This window comes from Bacillus sp. ABR (assembly GCF_056172715.1).
Map to the genome: position 1 here is coordinate 581965 of NZ_JAOYSL010000003.1, position 22681 is coordinate 604645.

General features: G+C 40.2%; 24 protein-coding genes and 3 riboswitches. Of the genes, 7 read left to right on the forward strand and 17 right to left on the reverse strand.

The genetic code is table 11. The features are described from left to right. Nucleotides 1–26 precede the first annotated feature (26 nt). The 4 genes from OIT90_RS13045 to OIT90_RS13060 form a co-directional block, all read right to left on the reverse strand. Nucleotides 27–1205, reverse strand: a complete 1179-nt coding sequence (locus OIT90_RS13045; RefSeq protein ID WP_474892607.1) for an anti-sigma factor domain-containing protein — start codon at nucleotides 1203–1205, stop codon at nucleotides 27–29. Next, the gene (gene sigI, locus OIT90_RS13050; RefSeq protein WP_039178045.1) at nucleotides 1202–1957 is read right to left on the reverse strand and encodes an RNA polymerase sigma factor SigI; all 756 of its coding nucleotides are present in this window, start codon (nucleotides 1955–1957) and stop codon (nucleotides 1202–1204) included. The genes OIT90_RS13045 and sigI overlap by 4 nt, the downstream gene beginning before the upstream one ends. A gap of 215 nt (nucleotides 1958–2172) precedes the next feature. Beyond that, nucleotides 2173–2964 carry a TerC family protein gene (locus tag OIT90_RS13055; protein WP_064498365.1) on the reverse strand — a complete coding sequence of 264 codons (792 nt, stop codon included), beginning with the start codon at nucleotides 2962–2964 and terminating at the stop codon, nucleotides 2173–2175. Between the two features lie 31 nt (nucleotides 2965–2995). After that, a riboswitch (yybP-ykoY riboswitch) is annotated at nucleotides 2996–3166 on the reverse strand. Nucleotides 3167–3243: 77 nt separating this feature from the next. Beyond that, a complete protein-coding gene (locus tag OIT90_RS13060; protein WP_039178042.1) occupies nucleotides 3244–3858 on the reverse strand; it encodes a DedA family protein in 615 nt (204 codons plus the stop codon). A gap of 246 nt (nucleotides 3859–4104) precedes the next feature. Between OIT90_RS13060 and OIT90_RS13065 the strand changes: the two genes are divergently transcribed. Further along, nucleotides 4105–6525: a bifunctional diguanylate cyclase/phosphodiesterase gene (locus OIT90_RS13065; RefSeq protein WP_474892608.1), complete on the forward strand. Its 2421-nt coding sequence runs from the start codon at nucleotides 4105–4107 to the stop codon at nucleotides 6523–6525. Nucleotides 6526–6555: 30 nt separating this feature from the next. Here the strand turns inward: OIT90_RS13065 and OIT90_RS13070 are convergent, their stop codons facing one another. From OIT90_RS13070 to OIT90_RS13080, 3 genes are all read right to left on the reverse strand, one after another. Beyond that, nucleotides 6556–7020 (reverse strand): MarR family winged helix-turn-helix transcriptional regulator, encoded by a 465-nt coding sequence (locus tag OIT90_RS13070; protein ID WP_095408317.1) that lies wholly within the window; start codon nucleotides 7018–7020, stop codon nucleotides 6556–6558. Nucleotides 7021–7375: 355 nt separating this feature from the next. Further along, the gene (locus OIT90_RS13075) at nucleotides 7376–7540 is read right to left on the reverse strand and encodes a hypothetical protein (RefSeq protein ID WP_024426818.1); all 165 of its coding nucleotides are present in this window, start codon (nucleotides 7538–7540) and stop codon (nucleotides 7376–7378) included. 38 nt (nucleotides 7541–7578) lie between these two features. Next, nucleotides 7579–7734 (reverse strand): hypothetical protein, encoded by a 156-nt coding sequence (locus tag OIT90_RS13080; RefSeq protein WP_185847124.1) that lies wholly within the window; start codon nucleotides 7732–7734, stop codon nucleotides 7579–7581. A 192-nt stretch (nucleotides 7735–7926) separates the two neighbouring features. Here OIT90_RS13080 and OIT90_RS13085 point away from each other — a divergent pair, with 192 nt between their 5' ends. Continuing rightward, nucleotides 7927–8256, forward strand: coding sequence for a MerR family transcriptional regulator (locus OIT90_RS13085; protein ID WP_024424656.1), 330 nt, complete (start codon nucleotides 7927–7929; stop codon nucleotides 8254–8256). 128 nt (nucleotides 8257–8384) lie between these two features. On the opposite strand, the gene OIT90_RS13090 is transcribed toward OIT90_RS13085, so the two are convergent. Beyond that, nucleotides 8385–8756 carry a cupin domain-containing protein gene (locus OIT90_RS13090; protein ID WP_474892609.1) on the reverse strand — a complete coding sequence of 124 codons (372 nt, stop codon included), beginning with the start codon at nucleotides 8754–8756 and terminating at the stop codon, nucleotides 8385–8387. 208 nt (nucleotides 8757–8964) lie between these two features. Here OIT90_RS13090 and OIT90_RS13095 point away from each other — a divergent pair, with 208 nt between their 5' ends. Continuing rightward, complete coding sequence (locus OIT90_RS13095) at nucleotides 8965–9828, forward strand: LysR family transcriptional regulator (protein WP_047202741.1); 864 nt, start codon at nucleotides 8965–8967, stop codon at nucleotides 9826–9828. 65 nt (nucleotides 9829–9893) lie between these two features. On the opposite strand, the gene OIT90_RS13100 is transcribed toward OIT90_RS13095, so the two are convergent. The 8 genes from OIT90_RS13100 to OIT90_RS13135 all read right to left on the reverse strand — a co-directional run bounded on the left by OIT90_RS13100 (nucleotide 9894) and on the right by OIT90_RS13135 (nucleotide 16297). Beyond that, nucleotides 9894–10292 carry a hypothetical protein gene (locus tag OIT90_RS13100; protein ID WP_059376903.1) on the reverse strand — a complete coding sequence of 133 codons (399 nt, stop codon included), beginning with the start codon at nucleotides 10290–10292 and terminating at the stop codon, nucleotides 9894–9896. 102 nt (nucleotides 10293–10394) lie between these two features. After that, complete coding sequence (gene mgtE / locus OIT90_RS13105; protein WP_039178033.1) at nucleotides 10395–11753, reverse strand: magnesium transporter; 1359 nt, start codon at nucleotides 11751–11753, stop codon at nucleotides 10395–10397. A gap of 209 nt (nucleotides 11754–11962) precedes the next feature. Further along, nucleotides 11963–12127: riboswitch (M-box (ykoK) riboswitch) on the reverse strand. 134 nt (nucleotides 12128–12261) lie between these two features. Further along, nucleotides 12262–12402 carry a hypothetical protein gene (locus tag OIT90_RS13110; RefSeq protein ID WP_180272400.1) on the reverse strand — a complete coding sequence of 47 codons (141 nt, stop codon included), beginning with the start codon at nucleotides 12400–12402 and terminating at the stop codon, nucleotides 12262–12264. 76 nt (nucleotides 12403–12478) lie between these two features. Further along, on the reverse strand, nucleotides 12479–12997 hold the full coding sequence (locus tag OIT90_RS13115; RefSeq protein WP_474892610.1) for a PepSY domain-containing protein: 519 nt from the start codon (nucleotides 12995–12997) through the stop codon (nucleotides 12479–12481). Nucleotides 12998–13090: 93 nt separating this feature from the next. Further along, on the reverse strand, nucleotides 13091–13777 hold the full coding sequence (locus tag OIT90_RS13120) for a PepSY domain-containing protein (protein WP_474892611.1): 687 nt from the start codon (nucleotides 13775–13777) through the stop codon (nucleotides 13091–13093). 66 nt (nucleotides 13778–13843) lie between these two features. After that, on the reverse strand, nucleotides 13844–15193 hold the full coding sequence (locus OIT90_RS13125; protein WP_474892612.1) for an ATP-binding protein: 1350 nt from the start codon (nucleotides 15191–15193) through the stop codon (nucleotides 13844–13846). Between the two features lie 3 nt (nucleotides 15194–15196). Continuing rightward, nucleotides 15197–15883 (reverse strand): response regulator transcription factor, encoded by a 687-nt coding sequence (locus OIT90_RS13130; protein ID WP_341083614.1) that lies wholly within the window; start codon nucleotides 15881–15883, stop codon nucleotides 15197–15199. Nucleotides 15884–16093: 210 nt separating this feature from the next. Then, nucleotides 16094–16297: a helix-turn-helix transcriptional regulator gene (locus OIT90_RS13135; RefSeq protein ID WP_039178022.1), complete on the reverse strand. Its 204-nt coding sequence runs from the start codon at nucleotides 16295–16297 to the stop codon at nucleotides 16094–16096. A 752-nt stretch (nucleotides 16298–17049) separates the two neighbouring features. Between OIT90_RS13135 and OIT90_RS13140 the strand changes: the two genes are divergently transcribed. From OIT90_RS13140 to guaD, 3 genes are all read left to right on the forward strand, one after another. Further along, on the forward strand, nucleotides 17050–18009 hold the full coding sequence (locus tag OIT90_RS13140; protein ID WP_039178019.1) for a S8 family peptidase: 960 nt from the start codon (nucleotides 17050–17052) through the stop codon (nucleotides 18007–18009). A 112-nt stretch (nucleotides 18010–18121) separates the two neighbouring features. Further along, nucleotides 18122–18313: riboswitch (cobalamin riboswitch) on the forward strand. 150 nt (nucleotides 18314–18463) lie between these two features. Continuing rightward, nucleotides 18464–20752 carry a 5-methyltetrahydropteroyltriglutamate--homocysteine S-methyltransferase gene (gene metE, locus OIT90_RS13145; RefSeq protein WP_474892613.1) on the forward strand — a complete coding sequence of 763 codons (2289 nt, stop codon included), beginning with the start codon at nucleotides 18464–18466 and terminating at the stop codon, nucleotides 20750–20752. Nucleotides 20753–20891: 139 nt separating this feature from the next. After that, nucleotides 20892–21362 carry a guanine deaminase gene (guaD, locus tag OIT90_RS13150; RefSeq protein WP_471655962.1) on the forward strand — a complete coding sequence of 157 codons (471 nt, stop codon included), beginning with the start codon at nucleotides 20892–20894 and terminating at the stop codon, nucleotides 21360–21362. Between the two features lie 270 nt (nucleotides 21363–21632). Here guaD and ohrB read toward each other — a convergent pair whose 3' ends face one another. Then, nucleotides 21633–22049 (reverse strand): organic hydroperoxide resistance protein OhrB, encoded by a 417-nt coding sequence (ohrB, locus tag OIT90_RS13155; protein ID WP_034281509.1) that lies wholly within the window; start codon nucleotides 22047–22049, stop codon nucleotides 21633–21635. 161 nt (nucleotides 22050–22210) lie between these two features. On the opposite strand from ohrB, the gene OIT90_RS13160 reads away from it, so the two are divergent. Beyond that, nucleotides 22211–22657: a MarR family winged helix-turn-helix transcriptional regulator gene (locus OIT90_RS13160; protein ID WP_039178012.1), complete on the forward strand. Its 447-nt coding sequence runs from the start codon at nucleotides 22211–22213 to the stop codon at nucleotides 22655–22657. The last annotated feature ends 24 nt before the right edge of the window (nucleotides 22658–22681 follow it).

A 22681-nucleotide genomic window follows, 5' to 3' on the forward strand; every position in this document is an offset into this window, starting at 1 on the left:
TACGCCGGAGCTATTCTGGCGTTTTTTTATTGTTCATATGTATGCTCATGCCGATTCTCGCGATAAGGAAACGGTGCACCTTTCCCTTTTTGCTTTGCATGTTCTCTTTTTTGTTCAGCGGAAGGATTGTTGAGATCCCTGCCGTTTTTTTTTGCGTGTTTTTCCGCATCACCACGTGATGGACCGTTCCAGTGTCTTCTTTCATCACGATCAGTTGAGTGATTTTTTTTTTGCTCTTTATCAAAAGAAGGAACCTTTTCTTCCTTTATTTTGTTGTCTTTGCTTTCATCCTCAGGTTTTTGAGGCTTTTGAACAGATCCTTGCTCTTCCCTCTCTGCTTCCTTCTGCTCTTTGTCCTCAGCTTCTGGAGCCTCTTGATCTGGCTGCATCTCTTTGCTATCGTCTATTTTTACGTCTTCTTGTTTGTCTTGATCTGCTTGTTCTTCATCATGTTTCTTAGGATCTTCTTCCTTCACAGCATCGTTCTCTGCTGCGTCTTCATCCTTTTTGATATCTTCATGTTCTTTGTCTTGCATTTCTTGATTTCTAATATATGTTCCTGTTGAAATGCCTGCCTTTTGAGCTTTTTCCCTTGTTTCCAGGTCACTTTCCACAGTTTCCAGCTTATAATTGCGTTTTTGATATTCACCAGAAATGGTGTTAATTTTGCTTTTTACGTTTGTTTTATATGTATTGTCCTGCTTGTTTTCATAAACGGTTGAAATATAAATACTTTTAGAGTCGTTCACATATCCTTTTTTGTCACAGTCATCTATAATTTCCTGCACGACTTTGGTCATGTCGTTTTTTTCTAAATCCTTCATACTCGCCAGTACTTGCTTCGCATCTTTATTCAGCGGTGTGACACCGATCACTTGATAATTGTGATCAAGCTTCAGTTCAAAGCTTGGGTTAATGTCAATTGTCATATACGCATATGCTTTTTGACTTGAGAAAGATGGCATCATAGTAAAAATCACGACAATAATCGCTGCTATTGATAGGATTCCTGCATTTAACGGACGTAAACGAAGCAGGTCAAAAAAACCGGCTCTTTTTCTTTCAAGACGTGATTCATTTGGAAATGTCACTTCTTGGCCGATTTCATAGTTTTGCTCTTCATATTTTGTCCGCAGAAATTGTCCATCAGGGGTCAGCAGCGTGACATATTTTTTGTTTTTCTCTACTATAATGCCTCTTCTCATGAATTAAGCACCCCTTTAAGGTAATCTTTCAAATACACATAATCACCTGTCATAATGATCGCCATCGCAATGATATATTTTCTATTTCTCTCAATCGTTTTGCGGCTGACTTCCACTAGCTTTTCCAGCTGTTTGACCGGCAATTGTTTTTTCTGAAATAAAATTGTTCTCAGCTCATCGTGTTCAACGAGTGTATGGGCTACTTTAATGGCATTTTGCCTGGCATCTGCATGCTTTGGTGAATGCTCAAGTAGCTCTTGAAACGTGAGACCGTATACTTTCAGTCGTTCTTTAAAATGTTCAATCTCTTCTCTTCTATGTTCTTGTTCAATTAAACGCCTATATTCATTTGCAGAGAGCTCTGCTTCAATCATGCTTTGAGAGTATTCACCATTCTCACTTTCTTGCAGGTCCATTTGAACCGTTGGCGCATTTCTTGCTTCTTTTCGAATATAGTCAATCACTTTTCTTTTAATAATTAATTCTGCGAAAGCAAGCAGTGAGTTTCCTTTTTCGGCAGAGTATTTTTCTATCGCTTCATTAAAGGCAATTAAGCCTATGCTGAATTCATCATCTTTTTCATCTATATATCGTTTACAAACGGATGAAACCGTCTTAGCGACAAATGGTTTGTATTGCTCTATTAATGCATTTTGCAGTTCGCTATCACCTTGTTGAATACTGATAGCCGACTGCTCTAATGTTTGCTTTTTCTTTCCTTTTTTAAACAAAAGGCTAAGCAATGGTTTCACCTCAGTTCTCCCTATATTACTCATTTATGATAGCTAATTTATGAGGGAAGCGCAAAGGAAGAAATGAGGAATTCATTTCCTGTTACTCAATTATGACATGTATGTCATCATCTACTTTACAATGTTTCGTCTAAAAGCAAAGAAATAAGGGGGTATCTCCCCCTTATTTGTAATATACGTGTTATGAAAATGAAATGATATTTCTTTCAAAAAACCTACTCTCCCAGGCGCGCCTCTTGTTTCTCCTCGTTTTCCTGCCCGCCTTTTCTTGATGGACTTGATAAAAACCAGCCAAATGCTGCAATTGCGAGAAGCACTGTCCAGAAAATGATTTTCCATAATGCTGAATGGATAAAATGAGACGATACGACCCCAATGGCTGGATGTGACAGTGTATAAAGCGTGAGCTTCACACCCACCCATCCGACAATGACAAATGCTGCTGTTTCTAGGCTCGGTCTTGTTTTGAGCAGTTTCACAAAGACAGTTGCTGCAAATCGCATAATGACAAGACCAATAATACCGCCTAAAAGAATGACAATAAATTGACCGCCATCGAGTCCACCGATTTGCGGAAGACTTGTTTTCGGCAGTGTCACAGCTAAAGCGACGGCCGCTAATATGGAATCAACAGCAAAAGCAATGTCGGCAAGCTCTACTTTCACGACTGTTGCCCAGAAGCCGCTTTGTTTCATATTTGTTTCAGTTTCCTTTTTCTTAAATACGTGCGATTTTAAAATATGGTGAATGGAAATATAAAGAAGATAAATTGCGCCAATGGCTTGAACTTGCCATACATCCACTAAAAACGAAATAAGAAACAGAGAACCAAATCGCATGACAAACGCACCTGCAAGTCCGTAAAACAGTGCCTTTTTTCTTTGTTTTTCAGGAAGGTGTTTGACCATCACGGCCATGACCAGCGCGTTATCAGCTGCTAAAATCCCTTCTAATCCAATCAGTACGAGCAGAACCCACCCGTACTCTAAAATAATGGCTGCATCCATCATCATTCCTCCTTGTTTTTATCTATTGTCCCACAACAGACAAAGGCTTATGAATGCAAAAAAGACCTTTGCCTGTAATGGCAAAGGTCTTGCTAGACATGTGATATGTAGAATCATGCCAACAAAGCCGATGAACATCAGTCCATGTAATGACGACTTTGTTTCCGGTAAAAACCGGACGCTACTCCCCTTTGGCGGGATTTAGAATATTTAGATTACTTATATTTTAATCAATAGACACTGGATTGTCAACAGGTGACTTTCACTTCGATCCATTGATTAGGCAGTTGGCGTTTCTGTTTTTCTTTTTCTTCGTTTTAGCAATAAGTAGAGAACAAACAATAACACCACACCGATCCCAATTGGTAAAAGATATGGATCTAAGATGGCGCCAACCTCTTTCCAGTTCTCTCCGAGCATAAATCCAAGATACACATACACAAACGTAATTGGTGTAATGGCCAAAAACGTATACAGGCAAAAGACCCACACATTCATCTTGGCAATACCGCACGGGATGGAGATAAGTGTTCTGACTCCTGGTATGAACCGGCCGCTGAATGCGACGAATCCGCCATGCTTTTCAAAGAAAGCATCCGATTTATCAAGCGACTCAGGTTTTATAAAAAAGTACTTTCCATATTTATTTAAAAAGGGTCTGCCGCCATAACGCCCTAACCAGTACAAGGTCAAAGGACCAGCCACGCCGCCAATGGAGCCGGCCGCCACAACACCGATAAAAGCCATGTCCCCTTCTGAGACCCAGTAACCCGCAAGAGGCAAAACCACTTCAGCAGGTACAAATTCAATGCATAATGCGAGGAAGATGCCAAAGTATGACAAGTTCTTAAAGGCATCAGCTAAAGAAATAATAAAATCTTCGATGTTTATCAATCCCTTTCAAACATAATCATTTGACTGATTCTATCTCTTTTAGAATCACACCATATATTAAACGAATAAAACCGAAGAAACGATTCGCTTTTCGTCGTTTTTTTACATTAAATTTGATTTTACTATAAAAGAAGGGTGAAAAAAACGTTGATTATTGTATTTAAGTGAAGGAAAGGTGAACACAGAAGCCGTTCGATCCGATATATTAAGTATATGTCTGTTTTAAAGTACTGGAGGTTTTCTTACATGACCCATTTAACAGGAAGCTACAATGGATGGCTTGTCTTTCTGTCAATCGCTGTCGCCGCTGTTGCCTCCTACTCAGCTCTTCATATAGCCAGCAGGGTAGCACAATCAAGCGGTGCAAAGAAAAAGGTATGGCTGCTCATTGGTGCAATGATCATGGGAATGGGGATATGGTCGATGCATTTTATTGGCATGATGGCATTTCAAATGCGTGTTGGCATCACATATGATACATACTTACTGATTTTATCGATTTTGGCCTCATTTATCGGATCCTTGATCGCTTTTTCAATATGCATTCAAAAGCAGCTCTCTAGAAGACGGCTGCTCATTAGTTCAATCACCATGGGTTCAGCTATTTGCAGCATGCATTATCTTGGAATGGAATCAATGGCCAATGTCTCAATCAGCTATGATCCAGTCCTCTTTTTTCTTTCGTTTTTCATTGCTGCCATTACCTCCTACTTCTCACTGAAGCTCTTCTTTCGTGTTGACCGCACTAAAAGTAAACGGGAGAATTATCTTTTAAAGGGTCTTGGTTCAATGTTGATGGGCGGTGCTATAGCAGGTATGCATTATACTGGTATGGCTTCCTCTACCATGTTTTATCATACAAATGGACAGACCGCTGAAGGTGGTTTTTTTGAAATGTCGCCATTCAGCCTGTCGCTTTTCATAGGATTGATGACACTGATTGTCCAAACGCTGATGATCTTTGGTGCCTATATTGATCACCGGATCATGACACAGTCAGATCAGCTGAAGGAAAATGAACAGCGGTTTCAATCGCTGATCAAGCATAATATAGACGGTATTATCGTGTTATCTGTCCATCGAAAGGTGCTTTCTGCAAATGACTCAGGTAAACAAATCTTAGAGTTGTGCAATTCTAAGATTGGTGATGATGTCAGCCAATATGTGATGCCTACTGAATTGTGGGAAGAATTTATTTCTCAGTCAAAAAAAGCCATTACACGCGAAGCAGAACTGAAAGCAGCAGATCGTTTTTATTATTATCATGTCACTTACATACCTGTCCATGTAAACAATTCACTCGACAGCATTTATCTTGTTTTAAAAGATTTAACGCAGCAGCGGATAGCAGAAAAAGAAATTCATGTGATGGCACATTATGATGCATTAACAGAGCTTCCTAACCGCCGCCACGGCATTAATCATTTAAATGATGTTCTCTCCGCTCAAGAAAAGTCAAAAACATCAACAGCGGTTCTGTTTCTTGACTTAAATCGTTTTAAAATTATTAATGATGCACTTGGGCATAACATCGGAGACTTACTGCTGAAAGCTGCCGCAAATAGACTGACACAATGTTTACCGGACAATGGCTTTATCGCAAGACTTGGCGGCGATGAATTTTTAATGATCTTTCCTCACATGGATCATGATACATATAAAGTCGAACAATTTTCTAAAAATATCATTCATCAATTTGAACGTCCTTTTTTCATCCAGAACCACCAACTCATTACATCGATCAGCATTGGGATCGCTATCTCTCCGCAAAATGGCAAAGACGGAATGGAGCTGATGAGAAAAGCCGATATGGCCATGTATTTATCCAAAAAACATAAGCAAAGCCGTTATGAGTTCTTTACCGAATCCATGGAAAGATTGAGTGAGGACAGGTTAAACCGGGAGCTAGAGCTGAGGGATGCCATTCAAAGAGAACAATTTGTCCTTCACTACCAGCCGCAAGTCAGTGCCAAAACAAGACAGATGACTGGGGTTGAAGCCCTTTTAAGAATGAAGGCACCAGATGGTTCCTTAAAGTCACCTGAGGCTTTTATTGAGCTGGCAGAGGAATCAGGACTGATCATCGATATTGGCAGATGGGTCATTGATACGGCTGGTAAGCAGGCAAAAAGGTGGTATGACGATGGGCTAAAGATCCCTGTGGCTGTGAATTTATCTGCGAAACAATTCAATTCTGAAGACTTAATTGATTTGATCAAGCTGACACTGAAAAAATACGACCTGAAACCGTCCCTCTTGGAGCTTGAAGTCACAGAAAGTATGACAATGGACAATATCAAGCAATCAAAACAAGTGCTAACATCGCTAAAACAACTTGGCGTCCGCATTAGTATTGATGATTTCGGTACAGGCCACAGCTCCTTAAGCTATTTAAAGGATTTACCTATTCATCGACTGAAAATTGATAAATCCTTTATTGAGGATATTTTAAGTGATTCAAAGTCAGAACAGATTACAGGGGCTATTATAGCGATGGGACACCAATTATCTCTCGAAGTGATAGCAGAAGGTGTTGAAACATTTGCACAGGCCCAGCTATTATCTGCCCAGGGCTGTGACGACCTGCAAGGGTTTTATTATGCCAAGCCGCTGCCAGCAAGCGATATCGAAAAATTCATCGCCTATCCGGCTCATCTTGATACATAAAAAAGGTGCCAATCATGGCACCTTTTCGTTTTATCTAAATAATAAATGCTGACTGTGAATACCTGCTTTTTTCAATAGACTAATCAATTGCTCTTGTTCTTCACGCGTCAGACCAGAGAATGCACGCGCAATCCGAAGAGAGTGGATCGGATAAATCTTGTCAAGATAGCTTCGCCCTTTATCCGTTAAATGGGCATAAACCGAACGTTTATCCTTGGGGTCCTGTTCTCTTTCAATGAAACCATTTCGTTCTAATTTGTCAATTACGTACGTCACATTCCCGCTGACAAGCAGGAGTCTTGAGCCGATTTGCTGAAGCTTTTGAGCACCTCTCGTGTACAGTAATTCAAGTACGGCAAATTCAGTTGGATTAAACCCATGCTCTTTACTGTCTCTAATACTGTGTTCTGAAACGCTTTTAAATGCTCTTGCAAAAACTTTGTAAAGCGTCATTGAGCGTTCTACTTCTTCTTCATTAAACGATAGTCTCATCACATATCTACCTCTTATAATATTTTTTTAACTTCAAGGCTGTCTTGCGGTGCAGTTGGAGCCTTTCGTAAAAAATAGAAGTACGTTTTTGAAAACCCTTTCAACCACATAAGTGACTCCATTCGTGTTATGTATAAGTTTTCGATATAAACTTTTAAAATCCTTCTTATTTTTCACAATCATCTCGAAAAAAAGCTTTTTCAGCAAACCATCAAGATGCGACACACTTTAACATAATCTGTAAAGAATCTATGGTTTCTTGCACTTCATTCGCCAAATTTCTACAAAATTCAATATTGCTATAATATTAAACAAAAAAAGAACCCTTTATGTGACATACGCACATTTCAAGGGATTTTTACAAACAGCGCTCTGTTTTGTTGAAAAAGAAATGATACTCTTTTTTTAAGTCACTAATTGTCATGTTCTTGGCCGCATCAGGGCTGTAAACCCCTAATGAACATAGCTGCTTCGTATAATAATGTCTTTCTTTTGCTAAAGCTTCTTTTAATATACGCCGCACCGATTATCCCCTCCTATCAAGTGATTTGGATCGGGTGCTTATGAAGACCTCTTATACAAATCATTTTGTATGGCCCTTAGAAGCGCATGTGCATTCTGACCCGCAGCCTGCATGAATTGCTCGAGCAATTCATCCCTCTTCACATCTAATGCGATGATTTCTTTTGCCATACGAATGATCTGTGCTTGCTCCATTATATGCTCCTCCTCCTATGTCAACTCACCATGATTATATGCCGACGTAAGATGTATTGCACATTACCTGTTATTTTTCCTTCCATAGTTTTTTCATTTTTTTCGTTTTTGTGTTATATTTTCTAACAAACGATAGGTTTTTTTACTTCTCGTTCTATATAATATGAAGAAAAGACTTGCAGGGGTGAGTATATGACGCAGGAAGATGTATCTTATAAAGATAAAAAAGTCATTTCAATCGGGATTGTCAGTGAGTTAACAGGGCTTTCCGTCAGGCAAATCCGATATTATGAGGAACGTAAACTCATCTACCCCCAGCGCTCAACAAGAGGCACACGGAAATATTCTTTTGCAGATGTTGAACGTTTAATGGACATCGCCAATAAACGAGAAGATGGTGTGCAGACAGCTGAAATTTTAAAAGACATGAAGAAAAAAGAACAAGCGCTAAAAAGCGGACAATTTAAGAAAAAAATGCTGGAAGGCCAGATTAATGCACACTTTCGGTATAAAAATCGTTAAACAAAAAAAGAATCGCTTACTCTTTAAAATCAAAGCTTTGTTCGTATTGATTGTTGCAATTGCTGAATGAAAAAGAGACAGCGATTGCTGCCTCTTTTTTAACTAACGCACCTGTTAAGTGCAACGAGTTAGTGTTCATCGAATCGTTCAGGAATCGAAACGGTTCGTTCATTGACCACATTCCCCGTGTTTAGAGTCGTTTTGGGTTCAATTAATAACAAATGAACTTCTTCTTCAGCAATTGGCTGATGTTCAATTCCTTTAGGAATCACAATAAACTCCCCTTCATTAACAGCTATTTCTTTATCCCTGAAACGGATGACCAGCTTCCCTTTACATACAAAAAACATTTCATCCTCGTCATCATGGTGATGCCAAATGAATTCACCTTTAACTTTTACCATTTTAATGTATGAATCGTTCAATTCTCCGCTTATTCTAGGATTCCAATAATCATTTATTTGCAAAAATTTCTCTTGGATATTCGTCTTAGAAATCAATAGATTCCCTCCTATTCATTGGAAACGTCTGTTTATCTTTTTCCAGATAAAATTCCCTACCTCACCATCCTCCTCATGATCAAATACCAAGGGACACAATTAGCATCAACCTCTTATATCATTAAGTTTACTTATTCCATTGGATCACGTAAAATCAAATAATAATGTATAGTTAATCACAATTTGTGATGCAAAAAGGAGAGTTATTTTGGATATTAAATCTTTGGAAGTGTTTAAAGCCGTTGCAATTGAACAAAGCATCACAAAAGCGGCACAGAAATTGAATTATGTGCAGTCCAATGTTACTGCACGAATCCAACGTCTTGAACAAGAATTAGGAGTTCCTCTTCTCTATCGATATCATAAGAAGATATCTTTAACACCTGCAGGACGCGAACTATTGCCCTATGTAAACAAATTACTCTACGATTTCGAAGAAGCGATAGAGGCAGTAAAGCTTTCCTCTACTCCGCGGGGAACTTTACACATTGGATCTATAGAGTCAACCGCTTCTACAAGATTGCCAAAAATTTTTGCCGAATATCATAAGAATTTTCCACAAGTAGAATTGAGTATGTATATGGCACCTACAGTAGATCAAGTTAACGCTATTCTCAACTACAAGGTAGACGGCGCATTGGTAGATGGGCCCATTCTTCATCCGGAAATTATGGAGTATCCTGTATTGGACGAATCCCTGGTCCTGATTACAAGCTACTCCTCGGAGCAATTCCAGGTAGAATCAATTTTACACGAACCATTGCTCTCGTCATTCGCTCATTGCATCTATTTAGGCCGTTGGCAGCAATGGCTAGAGAGCAGCGGTTATCCTCCTATGAAGGTAATGGAATATGGTACTTTAGAGGGCGTGCTTAAATGCGTTGAAAACGGACTGGGAGTTACCGTATTACCAAAATCTATGGTTGAATCCCGGGTGCAAGGCGGCTTTACCTGTCATCCATTACCGGAGCCACATAGAATAGTACCCACTGTGTTTATAAGGCGCCGCGATTCTTACATGACCAGTGCCCTCTCACACTTTATGGAGTTAATGGGTATAACTGATTTGTGATAAAAAAGAGGATAGGAGAGCTAATTTTTGTCAGCTCTTCTATCCTTTTAAATATACCTTGACTTTTATTTAGAGGATGCCTCAGACCCTTCAACAACCCCTACAAAGTCAATTCGCACACCGCCTCTTTCTGGATCTTCTTTCACCCGGAGGGCAAGTGCCTTTTTCTTCCCGGTTTTTGCATCTTCATAATTCGCATGGAACACATGAATGCTGGCTTCTTCCAATTGAAAGTCCTCATAAGAAAGTGTGTCTATGCCCCATTCTTTTTTCAATTTCAGAATGTCATTTGGGCTCGGGACCGCACCTTCGACGTAGACGTCTTCCATTTTTCTTTTATTTCCTTCAGTGATGGCTTCAAGCATATGCTCTGCAGCCACTAGCCTCCGATCTTTCCCCTCGTCTTCCCTTTGACATGCATTCAGCAAAAGCAAACACATCAAAATGAATAAAAACTTCTTCATGTTTCTCTCCCACCTTCTCCTTAAAATGTAAAGGATGGAAGCGCTATATGCAATCTTTATACAAAAAAAGACTGTAAAACGTCATGTTTTACAGTCTTCTTGCTACATAAGTGTATGGAGGAACGCTGTCGCAATTCCAAAATAGATGAGCAGTGATAAAATATCATTCAATGTTGTAATAAGCGGCCCAGATGCAATAGCAGGGTCGACGTTTAATCTGTGTAAAATAATAGGCACGATCGTACCTGCCATCGTTCCAATAATCAGTGTGGCAAGTAGTGAGGACCCGACAACAAAACCTAAAATCATATTGCCCTGCCACACCATTGCGACGACTGTAATAATGATGGAACAGACAATCCCAATGTAAATACTGGTCCGGAGCTCTCTAAAAATTAGGCGCATAATGGTTTTTTTCGTTAATTCTTCTTTTGAAAGTCCTCTAATGACGACCGCTAGCGACTGCGTCCCTGTATTCCCTGTCATCCCAGCAATCATTGGCATGAAGAAAGCTAAGGCGACGACTTGCTGAAGGGTATCTTCAAAGTAATTTAAAATACTGCCTGAAATCAGCCCAATGAATAAAAGTAAAATGAGCCACGGGAGACGGCGGTATGCTGCAACAAAAGCGGGCGTGTCGAATGTAATATCTTTACCGGAGGCTGCGAACTTCTCATAGTCTTCTCCTGCCTCTTGGATGACGACATCAATGATATCATCGACTGTGACGATTCCGACGAGGACATTGTTCTCTTCCACAACAGGAATGGCAAGAAAATCATACCGTTCAATCAGCTTGGCGATTTCTTCCTGATCCTGAAAGGCCCCAACGGCAATGACTCTTGTAAACATAAGATCCTGCACTTTTTCATCTGGTTCACCTAAAATGAGATCGCGGTACGACAGAACCCCTACAAGCTGCTTTTGATCGTTAATAACATATAAATAGTTGATCGATTCTGCAATTTCAGCAAAGCTTTTCAGCTTCACAACTGCGTCCTGAACCGTATAGTGCTGAGGAATCCATACGTACCGGTTGGTCATAATCCGGCCTGCTGTCTCAGCAGGATAATTCATGAGAAGCTGGACGGCCTTTGATTCCTCTGCCTCCATGTTTGATAAAAGCTGATCTTTCAGCTCATCATCCATTTCATCAAACAAGTTGGCTAGGTCATCGTTATCCATTTTGTTTGTGACGAAGGTGGCTTTGTCTTTCCCTACTTTTTCAAGCACAATTTCTTGGTACTCGCGCTCAAGCTCACCCATCATTTCCGTCACATCATCGACTGTTAAAAAGCTAAGGAAGCGGCCGCGGTGTTTTTCTGGAAGTTCTTTAAATAAATAGGCCATATCATATGGCTGAAGTTCTTCCATAATGTTTTTGAATTCTTTGCGTTTGCCATCTCTTAACAAAATAATGATTCTTAAAATGAGTTCATCGTACGTAATGTTCTGTATCATCGCTGTTACCTCCCCAAAATCAGGAGATACCCGAATCCCTTAGAATGTGCGGGGGGTCAGGATCTCCTCTGTCTGATGCGTCAATCTGATCTTTTGACATACTCTCTATGTGTCTCGAATCGGGATGATCCATCCCCACACCTCCTTTTCTCATAAAAAAGCACCTTCAACCGAATGAAGGCGCTTTGTAAGCATGACAAAATAAACACTTGCTCCTTCAATCGTAGAGCTTTAGCACTGTATGGCATAGGATAAAATCCAGCTGCATTAAAAATCACCTTATGTCGATGATTTCTGTTGACCCATTGGCGTCTTTGGACATTTTTGGGCAGCAGCGTATCTCCATACAGGAGCCTCACCTAACGAAGTCTCATATTGTTAACACACTGAGATTACAGAAAAAGCGGAATGATGTCAATAAGCAAGATGCCAAGTATTCTTATGTATTCGCTTACTTTTCAAAAAAAAGAGCGATGGACAACTCTTACCATCGCCCTTTCATGTCTTTTTATTCCTCTTCCGGCTGATTCATATCCTCTTGGGAGAGGAGATGAAAGGAATCATGCAAAAACAAAGCATATCCTTCTCCATCAGGATGCGGAACGTATTCCGCATAATCCATTGTCTGCTCTTCTTCTTTTTTCTTCATATTCTCTCGCCTCCTTTCCCGTAGTTTGTCCCAATGAAAAAACCTTACACATGAAAGTGTAAGGTTTGATGATGGCTTAATCATCCCATTCTTGCTTCAGGATTTTGCCCGTTTTAGCGGAAATCTCAAAATCAACTTCTTCGCCGCTTGGTGTTGTGATTTCAACTTCATAGATGTACACACCATTTTCTTTATCTAGATCAGAATCCGTGACTGTGCCTTTTACTTTTGCAAGAGCAATTTTTTCAGCTTGTTTTTTCGTGATCTTCACATTCTGTTTCTTTTCTTTGACTGGATCATTCAGCGCTTTTCCAGTTTTTGCATCGACATATACTTTATATTCAAAGCCGCCTTTTTTAATCTCGACCTCATACACCCATTTTCCTTTTTTACGCTCAAGATCCACATCGTCTACATAGCCTTTCACCACTTTTAAGGCTGCTTTTTCAGCTTGTTTCTTTGAAACAAAAGACGATTTCTTTTGCACGACTTGCTCGGCGTTTGCTGTTTGATTTGTATTTTGCGCTTGAAGTGTGAAACTACCTGCGACAAGAGTTCCCGTTAATGCTGTAGCTACTAGTACTTTTTTCATCATGTTCATTTCCTCCTCTTTTTGATTTCTTCTATATCTTAAGAAAACAAGATGATAAAGGAAGGAAAGAAACATGAGAATATCATGAGAAAAGGATTAGTTTTCGTACGTAATGCCCTCAATGTCTCCTGTATAGGCGTTCACAAGTACCTCTGCCTCTCTGCCGTCAGGCAAATCCAGCTCCACCTCAAATACGAGCATACCGCTGAATGTTTCAAGATCGGCATCATCCACTGTTCCGCCAACCTCTTTGACGGCAATTTGGATCGCTTCCTCGACGGTGATTTTTGTGAGCTTCTTTTCTTTAGAGGTTGGTTTTTTCTTTTCTGCTTCAAGCACCTTGAATGACTGTTTGTCGACCTCGACTTGATATAATTCTTTTTTTGATTGGATGGTAAAAATAAAACGATCTGTCGTCTCTTTTTTTTGAATGACGGTTCCGCTCACCTTTTTAACAGCCGCCTCTTCTGCCTGGAGCTCAGCATTTTTTTCATTCGGCTTCTGATAGCTTTTTAACTGTCTAATTTCTTTCATTTGACCGCTAGAAGATGCAATGATTTGGTAGATGCCATTTGCATTTTCCAGCGTCAATGTATAGTCCTGTTTATGGTTGATTAGATCAATATGTGTAATGTTTCCATTGTAGTCTTTTGAGATCATTTTTTTCATTTCTGCTTCACTTAATATTTTATGATCAATGGTTTGGATCATGAGCATTGCAAAGGCCGCAAGAATTGCAAGACATCCTGCGAGCGCAAGCACCATTTTCGTTTTTCTAGACATGCAGCGCCTCCTTCCTATTTCCTATTTTATAAGGAGGAAATGAGAAATTGATGAGAAAAGACCCATTTATTTCTGAAAAAGAATGGTCATGGCTGTCCCTTCGCCGATATGGCTGTCTACCTTCAGCTCGGCCCCATGTTCTTCTGCAATTTGCTTCGCAATTGAAAGACCAAGTCCGGTTCCGCCCGTCTCGCTGTTTCTCGCTTCATCCACACGGAAAAAGCGGTCAAAGATTTTCGGCAGATCCTCTTCTTTTATACCGATTCCTTGATCAATCACTGAAATAAATGGCTTGTCTCCTGCCCATCCGCAGGTCACATCAACTGGCTCTCTACTATATTTGACCGCATTATCAATTAAGATGGTCAAAAGCTGTTTGATTTTCTCTTCGTCTCCTTCTGCGATCAGCGGCTGATCTGTCTGCACATGGAATTGGATCGTTCGATTGGTGGCCACTTCAAGTGTATGACATAGCTGCTTGCACAAATGACCAAGATCAACCGGCTTCATATCCAAGTATAACGGCTGACCGTTTTTCGCCAATGTCAGTAATTGATCTGTCAGTCTTTTCATTTTTTTCGCTTCATCATGAATCGCTTGGGAAGATTCTTCTACAACCTCTGGACGTGTTTGCCCCCAGCGTTTTAGTAAATTGCTGTAGCTCATAATGACGGTAATCGGAGTCTTTAATTCATGAGAGGCATCATGCAAAAATTGCTGTTCTTTTTCATAATGCTTCTCGAGAATCTCGGACATTTCATTAAAGGTTTGTCCCATTTGATATAGTTCATCCTTTGAATCGCCTGTTAATTCAATTCGTTTAAACGCCTTCTCTTTCATACTTGCCTTCATGGTACTCGTTATTCTGCTAATCGGCCGGACAATTTGCTTTGTTAACACGTGGCCTGCAAAATAGGAAAGCACAATAAACAAAACGCCGGTTGTGATTAAAATCATTTTTAATAACGCTAAGTTCTCTTCCGTATTTTCGATTTCTTCATATACTTGAAGCGACATAATCTCACCATTTGTCCAAATGACCGGAATAGCAGCGAACGCAACCATATGCTTATTGTATTCTTTAATTTCTGCCGTCTGGCCAGATTCATATGTAAAAGGCAATGAGCTAAACGTTGATTCCTTTGTGACAGTCAGTTTTGACTCTCCCGATTCTGTCACGACACGGATCATGCCATTTTGAGGCAGGTACGCCTTCAGCAGCTCCGAGGACGGAAGACCCTCTTCCTCTGATTTTTTTAAAGCAATGGCAATATTTTCAGCCACCTCAGACAAACGGGACATATCTTTTTGCGTCAAGGTCATCGAAAAAATAAAATAAATGGCTGTATGAAACAAGAGCACCATTAAAAACAAAGACAACGACGTATAAAGCTGAATCTTATTTTTTAATCTCATTCTTTATCCTTTCATCACATAACCCACACCTCTCACTGTGTGAATCAGCTGTTTTTCGAATGGGTAATCGATTTTTTTCCTTAAATAACGGATATAGACATCTACCACGTTTGTATCACCAAAATAATCAAAACCCCAAACCGCTGTTAAAAGCTGATCTCTTGTGAGCACTTGCTGCTGATGGTTCAGTAAGTGGACAAGCAGATCATATTCTCTCGGCGTGAGTTCAAGCATTTGCCCACCCCTTTGTATTTCTCTTGTTTTCTCGTTGACCGTTAAATCTGCTATGCTCAGCTCTGTCTCCTTTTCTTCTTGTGCATGTATATTCAACCTTAGCTGCGCGCGAATTCGTGCTAATAATTCTTCTATGTCAAAAGGTTTTGTTATATAATCATTCGCCCCAAGATCGAGCCCGCTTACCTTATCAGGGACACTCCCCCTTGCTGTAATCAAAATAATAGGTGTCGCTGTATTTGTCTTTCGAACCCTTCTCAGCACTTCAAGACCACTTAACTCTGGAAGCATGACGTCAAGCAGCACCAAATCAAAGCTGTCTTCTTCAAGAGCCTGAAGGCCGGCCATTCCTGTCTCTTTGACTGTCACCTCATATCCTTCATATTCAAGTTCAAGTGACAGCACCCTTGCGATTTTCTTTTCATCTTCGACTACGAGTATCTTCCCTTTGTTCATCTCTATCTCTCCTATCTGAAAGGCAAGCTTGTCTTTCCATTATTATATGTTGCCTTTCTCATTTGGAACAGTCACAATCTTCACATCTGTTTTTTCATAAAAGAAGAAATATATTGAATGAAGTTGTTTTTTAACACAGTAACCGCACATCAATTGAAAGGAAAATAAAACGGCTAACCACTCAAAAAAAGACCTCATCTTGAGGCCTGTTTACTTTTTTATAGGTCTGCTGACAAAGAGCTGATCTACTGAAGTTCCTAAAACAAAAGCTATGTCAAAAGCTAATTGCAAAGTGGGGTCATATTTATCATTTTCGATCGCATTTATGGTTTGTCTCGACACCTTACAAAGTTTAGCTAATTCTTCTTGAGACAATTTATTAGATTTTCTTAGCTCTCTAATATGATTCTGCATTTAATCACCATATTTTTTTCTGTAAATGAGGAATGTGAATACATATATTATTGAAACCACAGACAGGAACGCGATAGGTGAAATCCCAATGCCCTGATTTGAGTTCCCTTGAATCGTTAGAAAGATATTCTGTGCGACTTCTAATAAAAGCATACCGAAAACCACAATAAACGCATAAGATTGAGCTTTCGAGTAAATAAATCTCTTTCGTTCATCACCCTTTTGAATCATCGAAGTGATCAAAATGAACAATCCGATCAATAATATTATAACTGAATAGACAACCTTTACGTAATCCAATCTTTAGTCCCCTTTCAAATAAAATGTCAAATACTCTTTACATTTATAATCATAGCATTAGTCCCTTAAATGTCAAATACTTTTTACATTTCTTATTCTTTATAATATTATCATTGAAAAGCAATAATCTGCTCTCATGGTTTATCTATTTTCTTCTCTTCTTTCATCTATTGATTCTTTTTCAATCTGCCTATTTTAGTTCTATTCACCCATTTTCATCTGTACAGGTGCAACCTCACTATGCAGCATTTCCTTCTTTTTCATATGATATCAAGAGTTTTCTTCAAAAGGTGAGCTCTTTCGTCAATAAGTGAGGAGAACTGCACTTTTGATATTAGATTGATTATTTGAAAAATTATTACAATTGACCCTTTCCGATCAAAAGTTTCTTTTATACAATAACATTACGCAGCCTGAATCTACTTTGAAAACAAAATAAGGAGGGCTTTCTTATGAAAGGTGAAATTCGCTTAATTCCGTATGAAGTAAAAGCCAATGTGATGGAAGCGAAAGAGACGCCGGAAAGTATTCAGGAGATTAAAGCACCCGAACTTTGGTCAAGTGGCTTCAAAGGAAAAGGCATAACCATTGCTGTCCTTGATACAGGCTGTGACACAGAGCATCCCGACTTAAAAGATCAGATTATCGGAGGAAAGAACTTTACCGATGATGACGATGGAGATGCTGAAAATGTCAAAGACTACAATGGGCATGGTACCCATGTAGCAGGAACGATTGCCGCAACAGATCAAAATGGCGGAATTTTAGGGGTTGCCCCTGAAGCCAAGCTGCTCATCGTGAAAGTTCTTGGCGGTGAAAATGGCAGCGGAAAATATGAATGGATCATTGATGGCATCAACTATGCTGCAGAGCAGAAGGTAGATATTATCTCCATGTCTCTCGGTGGTCCAAGCAATGAGCCAGCCCTGCAGGAAGCCATTCAAAATGCGGTGAAAAGCGGTGTGCTTGTTGTATGTGCAGCAGGAAATGAAGGGGACGGGGACGAGCGTACGGAAGAGTTCTCCTACCCAGCAGCATACAATGAAGTCATTGCCGTCGGTTCTGTTTCCCTTGCTAGAGAATCCTCTGAATTTTCTAATGCCAATAAAGAAATCGACCTCGTCGCTCCAGGAGAAGACATTTTATCCACTCTCCCTAACCATAAATATGGCAGACTCACAGGGACTTCAATGGCTGCCCCTCACGTAAGCGGTGCACTAGCCATTATCAAAAATGCCGAAGAAGAAGCGTTCCAGCGCAAGCTGACAGAGCCTGAGATCTATGCTCAGCTTGTCAGAAGAACCCTTCCATTAAAACAGTCGAAAGCCCTTGTAGGGAATGGATTTTTATATTTAACTGCGCCTGATGTCCTTTTAGAAAAAACATTGGAAGCAGATCTTTTATCTCTATAGCTTAAATAGAGGTCCTGAGAAAAGTAAGAATTTTCTCAGGATTTTTTTAATTAAAATTATTCAAAATTTACTTTGACGAAATGAAGTGAACGTTATATAATCGAACACAATAAATTCATAGTTTGAGAGTCGGTAATTCGATTACACGTCGAATTTTAATTGGGAAGACCGGTGAAAATCCGGCGCGGTCCCGCCACTGTGAGTGAGGAGAGCTTTTCTCAGTAATCCACTGTCATTAAGATGGGAAGGATGAAAAGCTTGCAGATTCACCAGCCAGGATACCAGCCGCTCTATCACATCAAACCCCCTACGGTTGATAGGAGATGTCGGAAAAGCGTCAGTGATACTCACGCCTTATTTCGCACACACATTTTGTCTTTTAAACCAGACATTTACCTCATCAATCTTGATCATGAGCGTAAATGTCTTTTTATATTTAGAGGAGGAATTGGAATTGACAATTGTTAAAACAAGTAATCTAGGCTTTCCGCGAATTGGTTTAAACAGAGAATGGAAAAAAGCACTTGAGTCTTACTGGAAAGGTCAAACAGACCGCGAAACCCTCTTAGGCACACTGGATGAACAATTTTTAACTGCCATTAAAACACAAATCGATCAACAAATTGATGTTGTACCTTCTGGAGACTTTACCTTCTATGATCACGTACTGGATACTGCTGTTATGTTCAATTGGATTCCAGAGCGCTTCCGCAGCTTAAAAGACCCGCTAGATACATACTTCGCGATGGCAAGAGGGACAAAAGATGCCGTCTCAAGTGAAATGACAAAATGGTTTAATACAAACTATCACTACATCGTTCCAGAATACGAAAAAAGCACAGAATTTAAACTCACACACAACAAACCGCTTGAAGCTTACGAAAAGGTGAAAAAGGCATTTGGTGTTGAAACAAAACCGGTTGTACTTGGTCTTTATACATTTGTCTCACTTTCTAAAGGTTATGAAGCAAATGAAGTGAAAGAAATCCAGCAGCGTCTAGTGCCGCTTTATACGCAGCTTTTAAAAGAACTTGAAGAAGCCGGTGTCAAATGGGTTCAAATTGATGAACCTGCACTTGTCACAGCTTCAAGTGAAGACGTAAAATCCGTAAAAGAAATTTATCAAACGATCAAAGAAGCCGTACCTGGCTTGAACATTCTTCTTCAAACCTACTTTGATTCAGTAGATGCGTATGAAGAGCTTGTCACATATCCTGTTGAAGCAATCGGTCTTGATTTTGTCCATGATCAAGGGCGCAACCTGGATCAAGTGAAAAAGCACGGCTTCCCGAAAGATAAAATTTTAGCAGCTGGCATCATTGATGGAAGAAATATTTGGAGATCAGATCTTGGGGAAAGATTATCCTTTATTTCTGAAGTCATTGCTGACGTTCAGCCGAAAGAAGTGTGGCTGCAGCCATCAAGCAGCTTACTGCATGTACCAGTTGCCAAACACCCAAGTGAACAGCTTGAAGAAAAACTATTAAACGGACTGTCTTATGCCACTGAAAAGCTGGCTGAATTGACATTATTAAAAGAAGGTTTAACAAAAGGAGCAGCTGCCATTGATGCCGACATTAACGAAGCAGCACAAGCACTTCTTACCTTAAAAGAGTTCGCAAAAGGAACAAATGCGGATCTCACAGCGGAACGCAACAATCTTTCATCGAAAGATTTTAAACGTCCAGTTGCCTTTGAAGAACGCCTGCGTATCCAAAACGAATCTCTTGAGCTCCCGCTTCTTCCAACCACAACGATTGGCAGCTTCCCGCAGTCTGCCGAAGTGCGCAGTGCTCGTCAAAAGTGGCGCAAAAATGAGTGGACAGATGCAGAGTATGATGAATTTATTAAGAAAGAAACAAAACGATGGATTGATATTCAAGAAGAAATTGGCCTGGATGTGCTCGTACATGGAGAATTTGAACGGACAGACATGGTTGAATACTTCGGTGAAAAGCTAGCAGGATTTGCCTTTACAAAATTTTCTTGGGTACAATCCTATGGATCACGCTGCGTGAAACCGCCAATCATTTATGGAGATGTAGAGTTTACAGAGCCAATGACAGTGAAAGAGACAGTTTACGCACAAAGTTTAACAGAGAAAAAAGTCAAAGGAATGCTGACAGGACCTGTTACCATCTTAAACTGGTCTTTCCCAAGAACGGATATCTCTCGAAAAGACATTGCTTTCCAAATCGCTTTCGCTTTGCGTAAAGAGGTAGAAGCTTTAGAGGCAGCTGGTATTCAAGTGATCCAAGTGGATGAGCCTGCGCTAAGAGAAGGACTTCCGCTCAAAGAAAGTGATTGGGCAGAATATTTAAACTGGGCAGCAGAGTCATTCCGTTTATCCACATCATCCGTTCAAAATGACACACAAATTCATACACATATGTGCTACAGTAACTTCGAGGATATTGTCGATACGATCGAAGACTTGGATGCTGACGTGATTACAATTGAACATTCACGCAGTCATGGCGGATTCCTCGATTACTTAGAAAAGCACCCATATTTGAAAGGACTTGGACTAGGCGTTTATGACATCCATAGCCCGCGCGTTCCATCTGTTGAAGAAATGAGCGAAATCATTGATGATGCGCTAAACGTTTGTCCAACAGATCGTTTCTGGGTGAATCCGGATTGTGGGCTAAAAACTAGACAAGAGCCAGAAACCATTGCTGCTTTGAAAAACATGGTCACAGCTGCTGAAGTCGCTCGTAAAAAGCTGGCGCAGCACGCATAATTGAATGCCTCTCCCCTGCTGAACGTGGCAGGGGTTTTTTATGTGCAAATTGGCCTGTTCGATCTTCTACTATGAAGATTTCTTTTCTAGCATGATTCGTTTATACTAGAGAAGTCAGTCGAACAAAGGGAGGAAGACAATGAATCACGAAGATTTTTTACAACGCGCAATTGATCTTGCAGTAGAAGGAGTCAATAGTGGTACTGGCGGCCCTTTTGGAGCAGTCATTGTCAAGGATGGTCAGATTATTGCAGAGGGAAGCAACAATGTGACAACGAGTAATGACCCTACCGCACATGCAGAAGTCACAGCCATTCGCAAAGCGTGCCAAACTCTACATACATACCAATTAGAAGATTGCACTCTATACACAAGCTGCGAGCCTTGTCCGATGTGCCTTGGCGCTATTTACTGGGCTAGACCAAAAGCGGTGTATTTCGCTGCTGGACATCAGGATGCAGCGGATGCTGGTTTTGATGACTCGTTTATTTATGAAGAAATCAACAAAGAATACGAATCAAGAAATATACCATTTTACAAGCTGACACCTCAAAAAAACCTTGCGCCATTTGAAGCATGGGAAGCATACGATAAAAAGAAAGAATATTAAAAAAAGACACCTGCTCGTAAGCAGGTGTTGCGAATTGTTGACAAAGGGCTAAAATGGTTTTTATTTTAGCCCTTTGTCTTCTATTCAGCGTGATAGAAAACCTTTGAAGTCTAGGAAGGGCGAGCACCGGAGCGGAGCGAATTCGACATTCATGAGCACCGGAGCGGAGCGAATTCGACATTCATGAGCACCGGAGCGCAGACCTGACAAAGAATGCGAGGGTTTGTCTACACGCTGAGACACCTGCTCGTAAGCAGGTGTCTTCTACTATTACTCCGCCACTTCAAGCTCTACTTCAATGTTCCCTCTTGTTGCTTTTGAATATGGACAGAATTCATGTGCAGCATGGACAAGCTCTTTCACTTTGTCATGATCATGACCTTTCGCAGACACAATCAGCTTTACGCCAAGCTTAAAGCCGCCGTCGCTTTCATCTTTTAAAAGACTGACATGTCCTTCTACTTCCGATTCAATTTCTATCCCTTGCTTCTTGGCTACCTGTTCAAGTGCTCCTCCGAAACAAGCTGCATAGCCTGCTGCAAATAATTGCTCTGGGTTTGTACCAGTCTCTCCATCTTTCTTTGCGTTAGGCATGACAATGTTATGATCGAGCACACCATCTTCTGAACGAACATGTCCAGCTCTTCCATGCTGCGCCTTTACTTTTGCTGTGAATAATGGTTTCATCTTCATCTCCTCCTTTATCTATTGATCCTTTTCACGTTCTATTCATTTCTCAAACATTTATCGCACATTGAACAATTTTTCATTTTTCGTCTGTATTTATTTTAAAAAGGAAGAAAATCTTATACAATGATAAGTATGACAAAAAATAGTTGGTGACTGACATGACAAATGAATTTGAACATATGAAGCTGGAAAATCAGCTTTGTTTCTTGTTATATGCAAGTTCACGAGAGATGACGAAGCAGTATAAACCGTTATTAGAAGAATTAAACATTACGTATCCGCAATATTTGGCACTGCTTTTATTGTGGGAGCATGGAACATTAAATGTGAAAACGATGGGAGAGCTTCTCTATTTAGACTCCGGTACACTCACACCCATGCTGAAACGAATGGAGCAAAACGGACTCATTATCCGAGAACGCTCGAAAGAGGATGAGCGGTCTGTGCAAATTCGTTTAACGGAATATGGAGAACAGCTAAAGGAAAAGGCTACTGCAATTCCGTCTCACATGCTGACTGGGACAGGCAGATCAGAAGAAGAGCTAAAAATACTGCGCGCCTCTTTACATGAGCTTTTGCAAAATTTAACACAACCAAAAGGCTGAGGGAACGATCCCCTCAGCCTTTTA

Excerpts from the sequence above, each read along its gene's own strand:
- OIT90_RS13045 (WP_474892607.1), bottom strand. The coding sequence starts at position 1,205 with ATGAGAAGAGGCATTATAGTAGAGAAAAACAAAAAATATGTCACGCTG.
- OIT90_RS13055 (WP_064498365.1), bottom strand. The coding sequence starts at position 2,964 with ATGGATGCAGCCATTATTTTAGAGTACGGGTGGGTTCTGCTCGTACTG.
- OIT90_RS13065 (WP_474892608.1), top strand. The coding sequence starts at position 4,105 with ATGACCCATTTAACAGGAAGCTACAATGGATGGCTTGTCTTTCTGTCA.
- OIT90_RS13080 (WP_185847124.1), bottom strand. The coding sequence starts at position 7,734 with ATGGAGCAAGCACAGATCATTCGTATGGCAAAAGAAATCATCGCATTA.
- OIT90_RS13085 (WP_024424656.1), top strand. The coding sequence starts at position 7,927 with ATGACGCAGGAAGATGTATCTTATAAAGATAAAAAAGTCATTTCAATC.
- OIT90_RS13100 (WP_059376903.1), bottom strand. The coding sequence starts at position 10,292 with ATGAAGAAGTTTTTATTCATTTTGATGTGTTTGCTTTTGCTGAATGCA.
- mgtE (WP_039178033.1), bottom strand. The coding sequence starts at position 11,753 with ATGATACAGAACATTACGTACGATGAACTCATTTTAAGAATCATTATT.
- OIT90_RS13110 (WP_180272400.1), bottom strand. The coding sequence starts at position 12,402 with ATGAAGAAAAAAGAAGAAGAGCAGACAATGGATTATGCGGAATACGTT.
- OIT90_RS13115 (WP_474892610.1), bottom strand. The coding sequence starts at position 12,997 with ATGATGAAAAAAGTACTAGTAGCTACAGCATTAACGGGAACTCTTGTC.
- OIT90_RS13120 (WP_474892611.1), bottom strand. The coding sequence starts at position 13,777 with ATGTCTAGAAAAACGAAAATGGTGCTTGCGCTCGCAGGATGTCTTGCA.
- OIT90_RS13125 (WP_474892612.1), bottom strand. The coding sequence starts at position 15,193 with ATGAGATTAAAAAATAAGATTCAGCTTTATACGTCGTTGTCTTTGTTT.
- OIT90_RS13130 (WP_341083614.1), bottom strand. The coding sequence starts at position 15,883 with ATGAACAAAGGGAAGATACTCGTAGTCGAAGATGAAAAGAAAATCGCA.
- OIT90_RS13135 (WP_039178022.1), bottom strand. The coding sequence starts at position 16,297 with ATGCAGAATCATATTAGAGAGCTAAGAAAATCTAATAAATTGTCTCAA.
- OIT90_RS13140 (WP_039178019.1), top strand. The coding sequence starts at position 17,050 with ATGAAAGGTGAAATTCGCTTAATTCCGTATGAAGTAAAAGCCAATGTG.
- guaD (WP_471655962.1), top strand. The coding sequence starts at position 20,892 with ATGAATCACGAAGATTTTTTACAACGCGCAATTGATCTTGCAGTAGAA.
- ohrB (WP_034281509.1), bottom strand. The coding sequence starts at position 22,049 with ATGAAACCATTATTCACAGCAAAAGTAAAGGCGCAGCATGGAAGAGCT.
- OIT90_RS13160 (WP_039178012.1), top strand. The coding sequence starts at position 22,211 with ATGACAAATGAATTTGAACATATGAAGCTGGAAAATCAGCTTTGTTTC.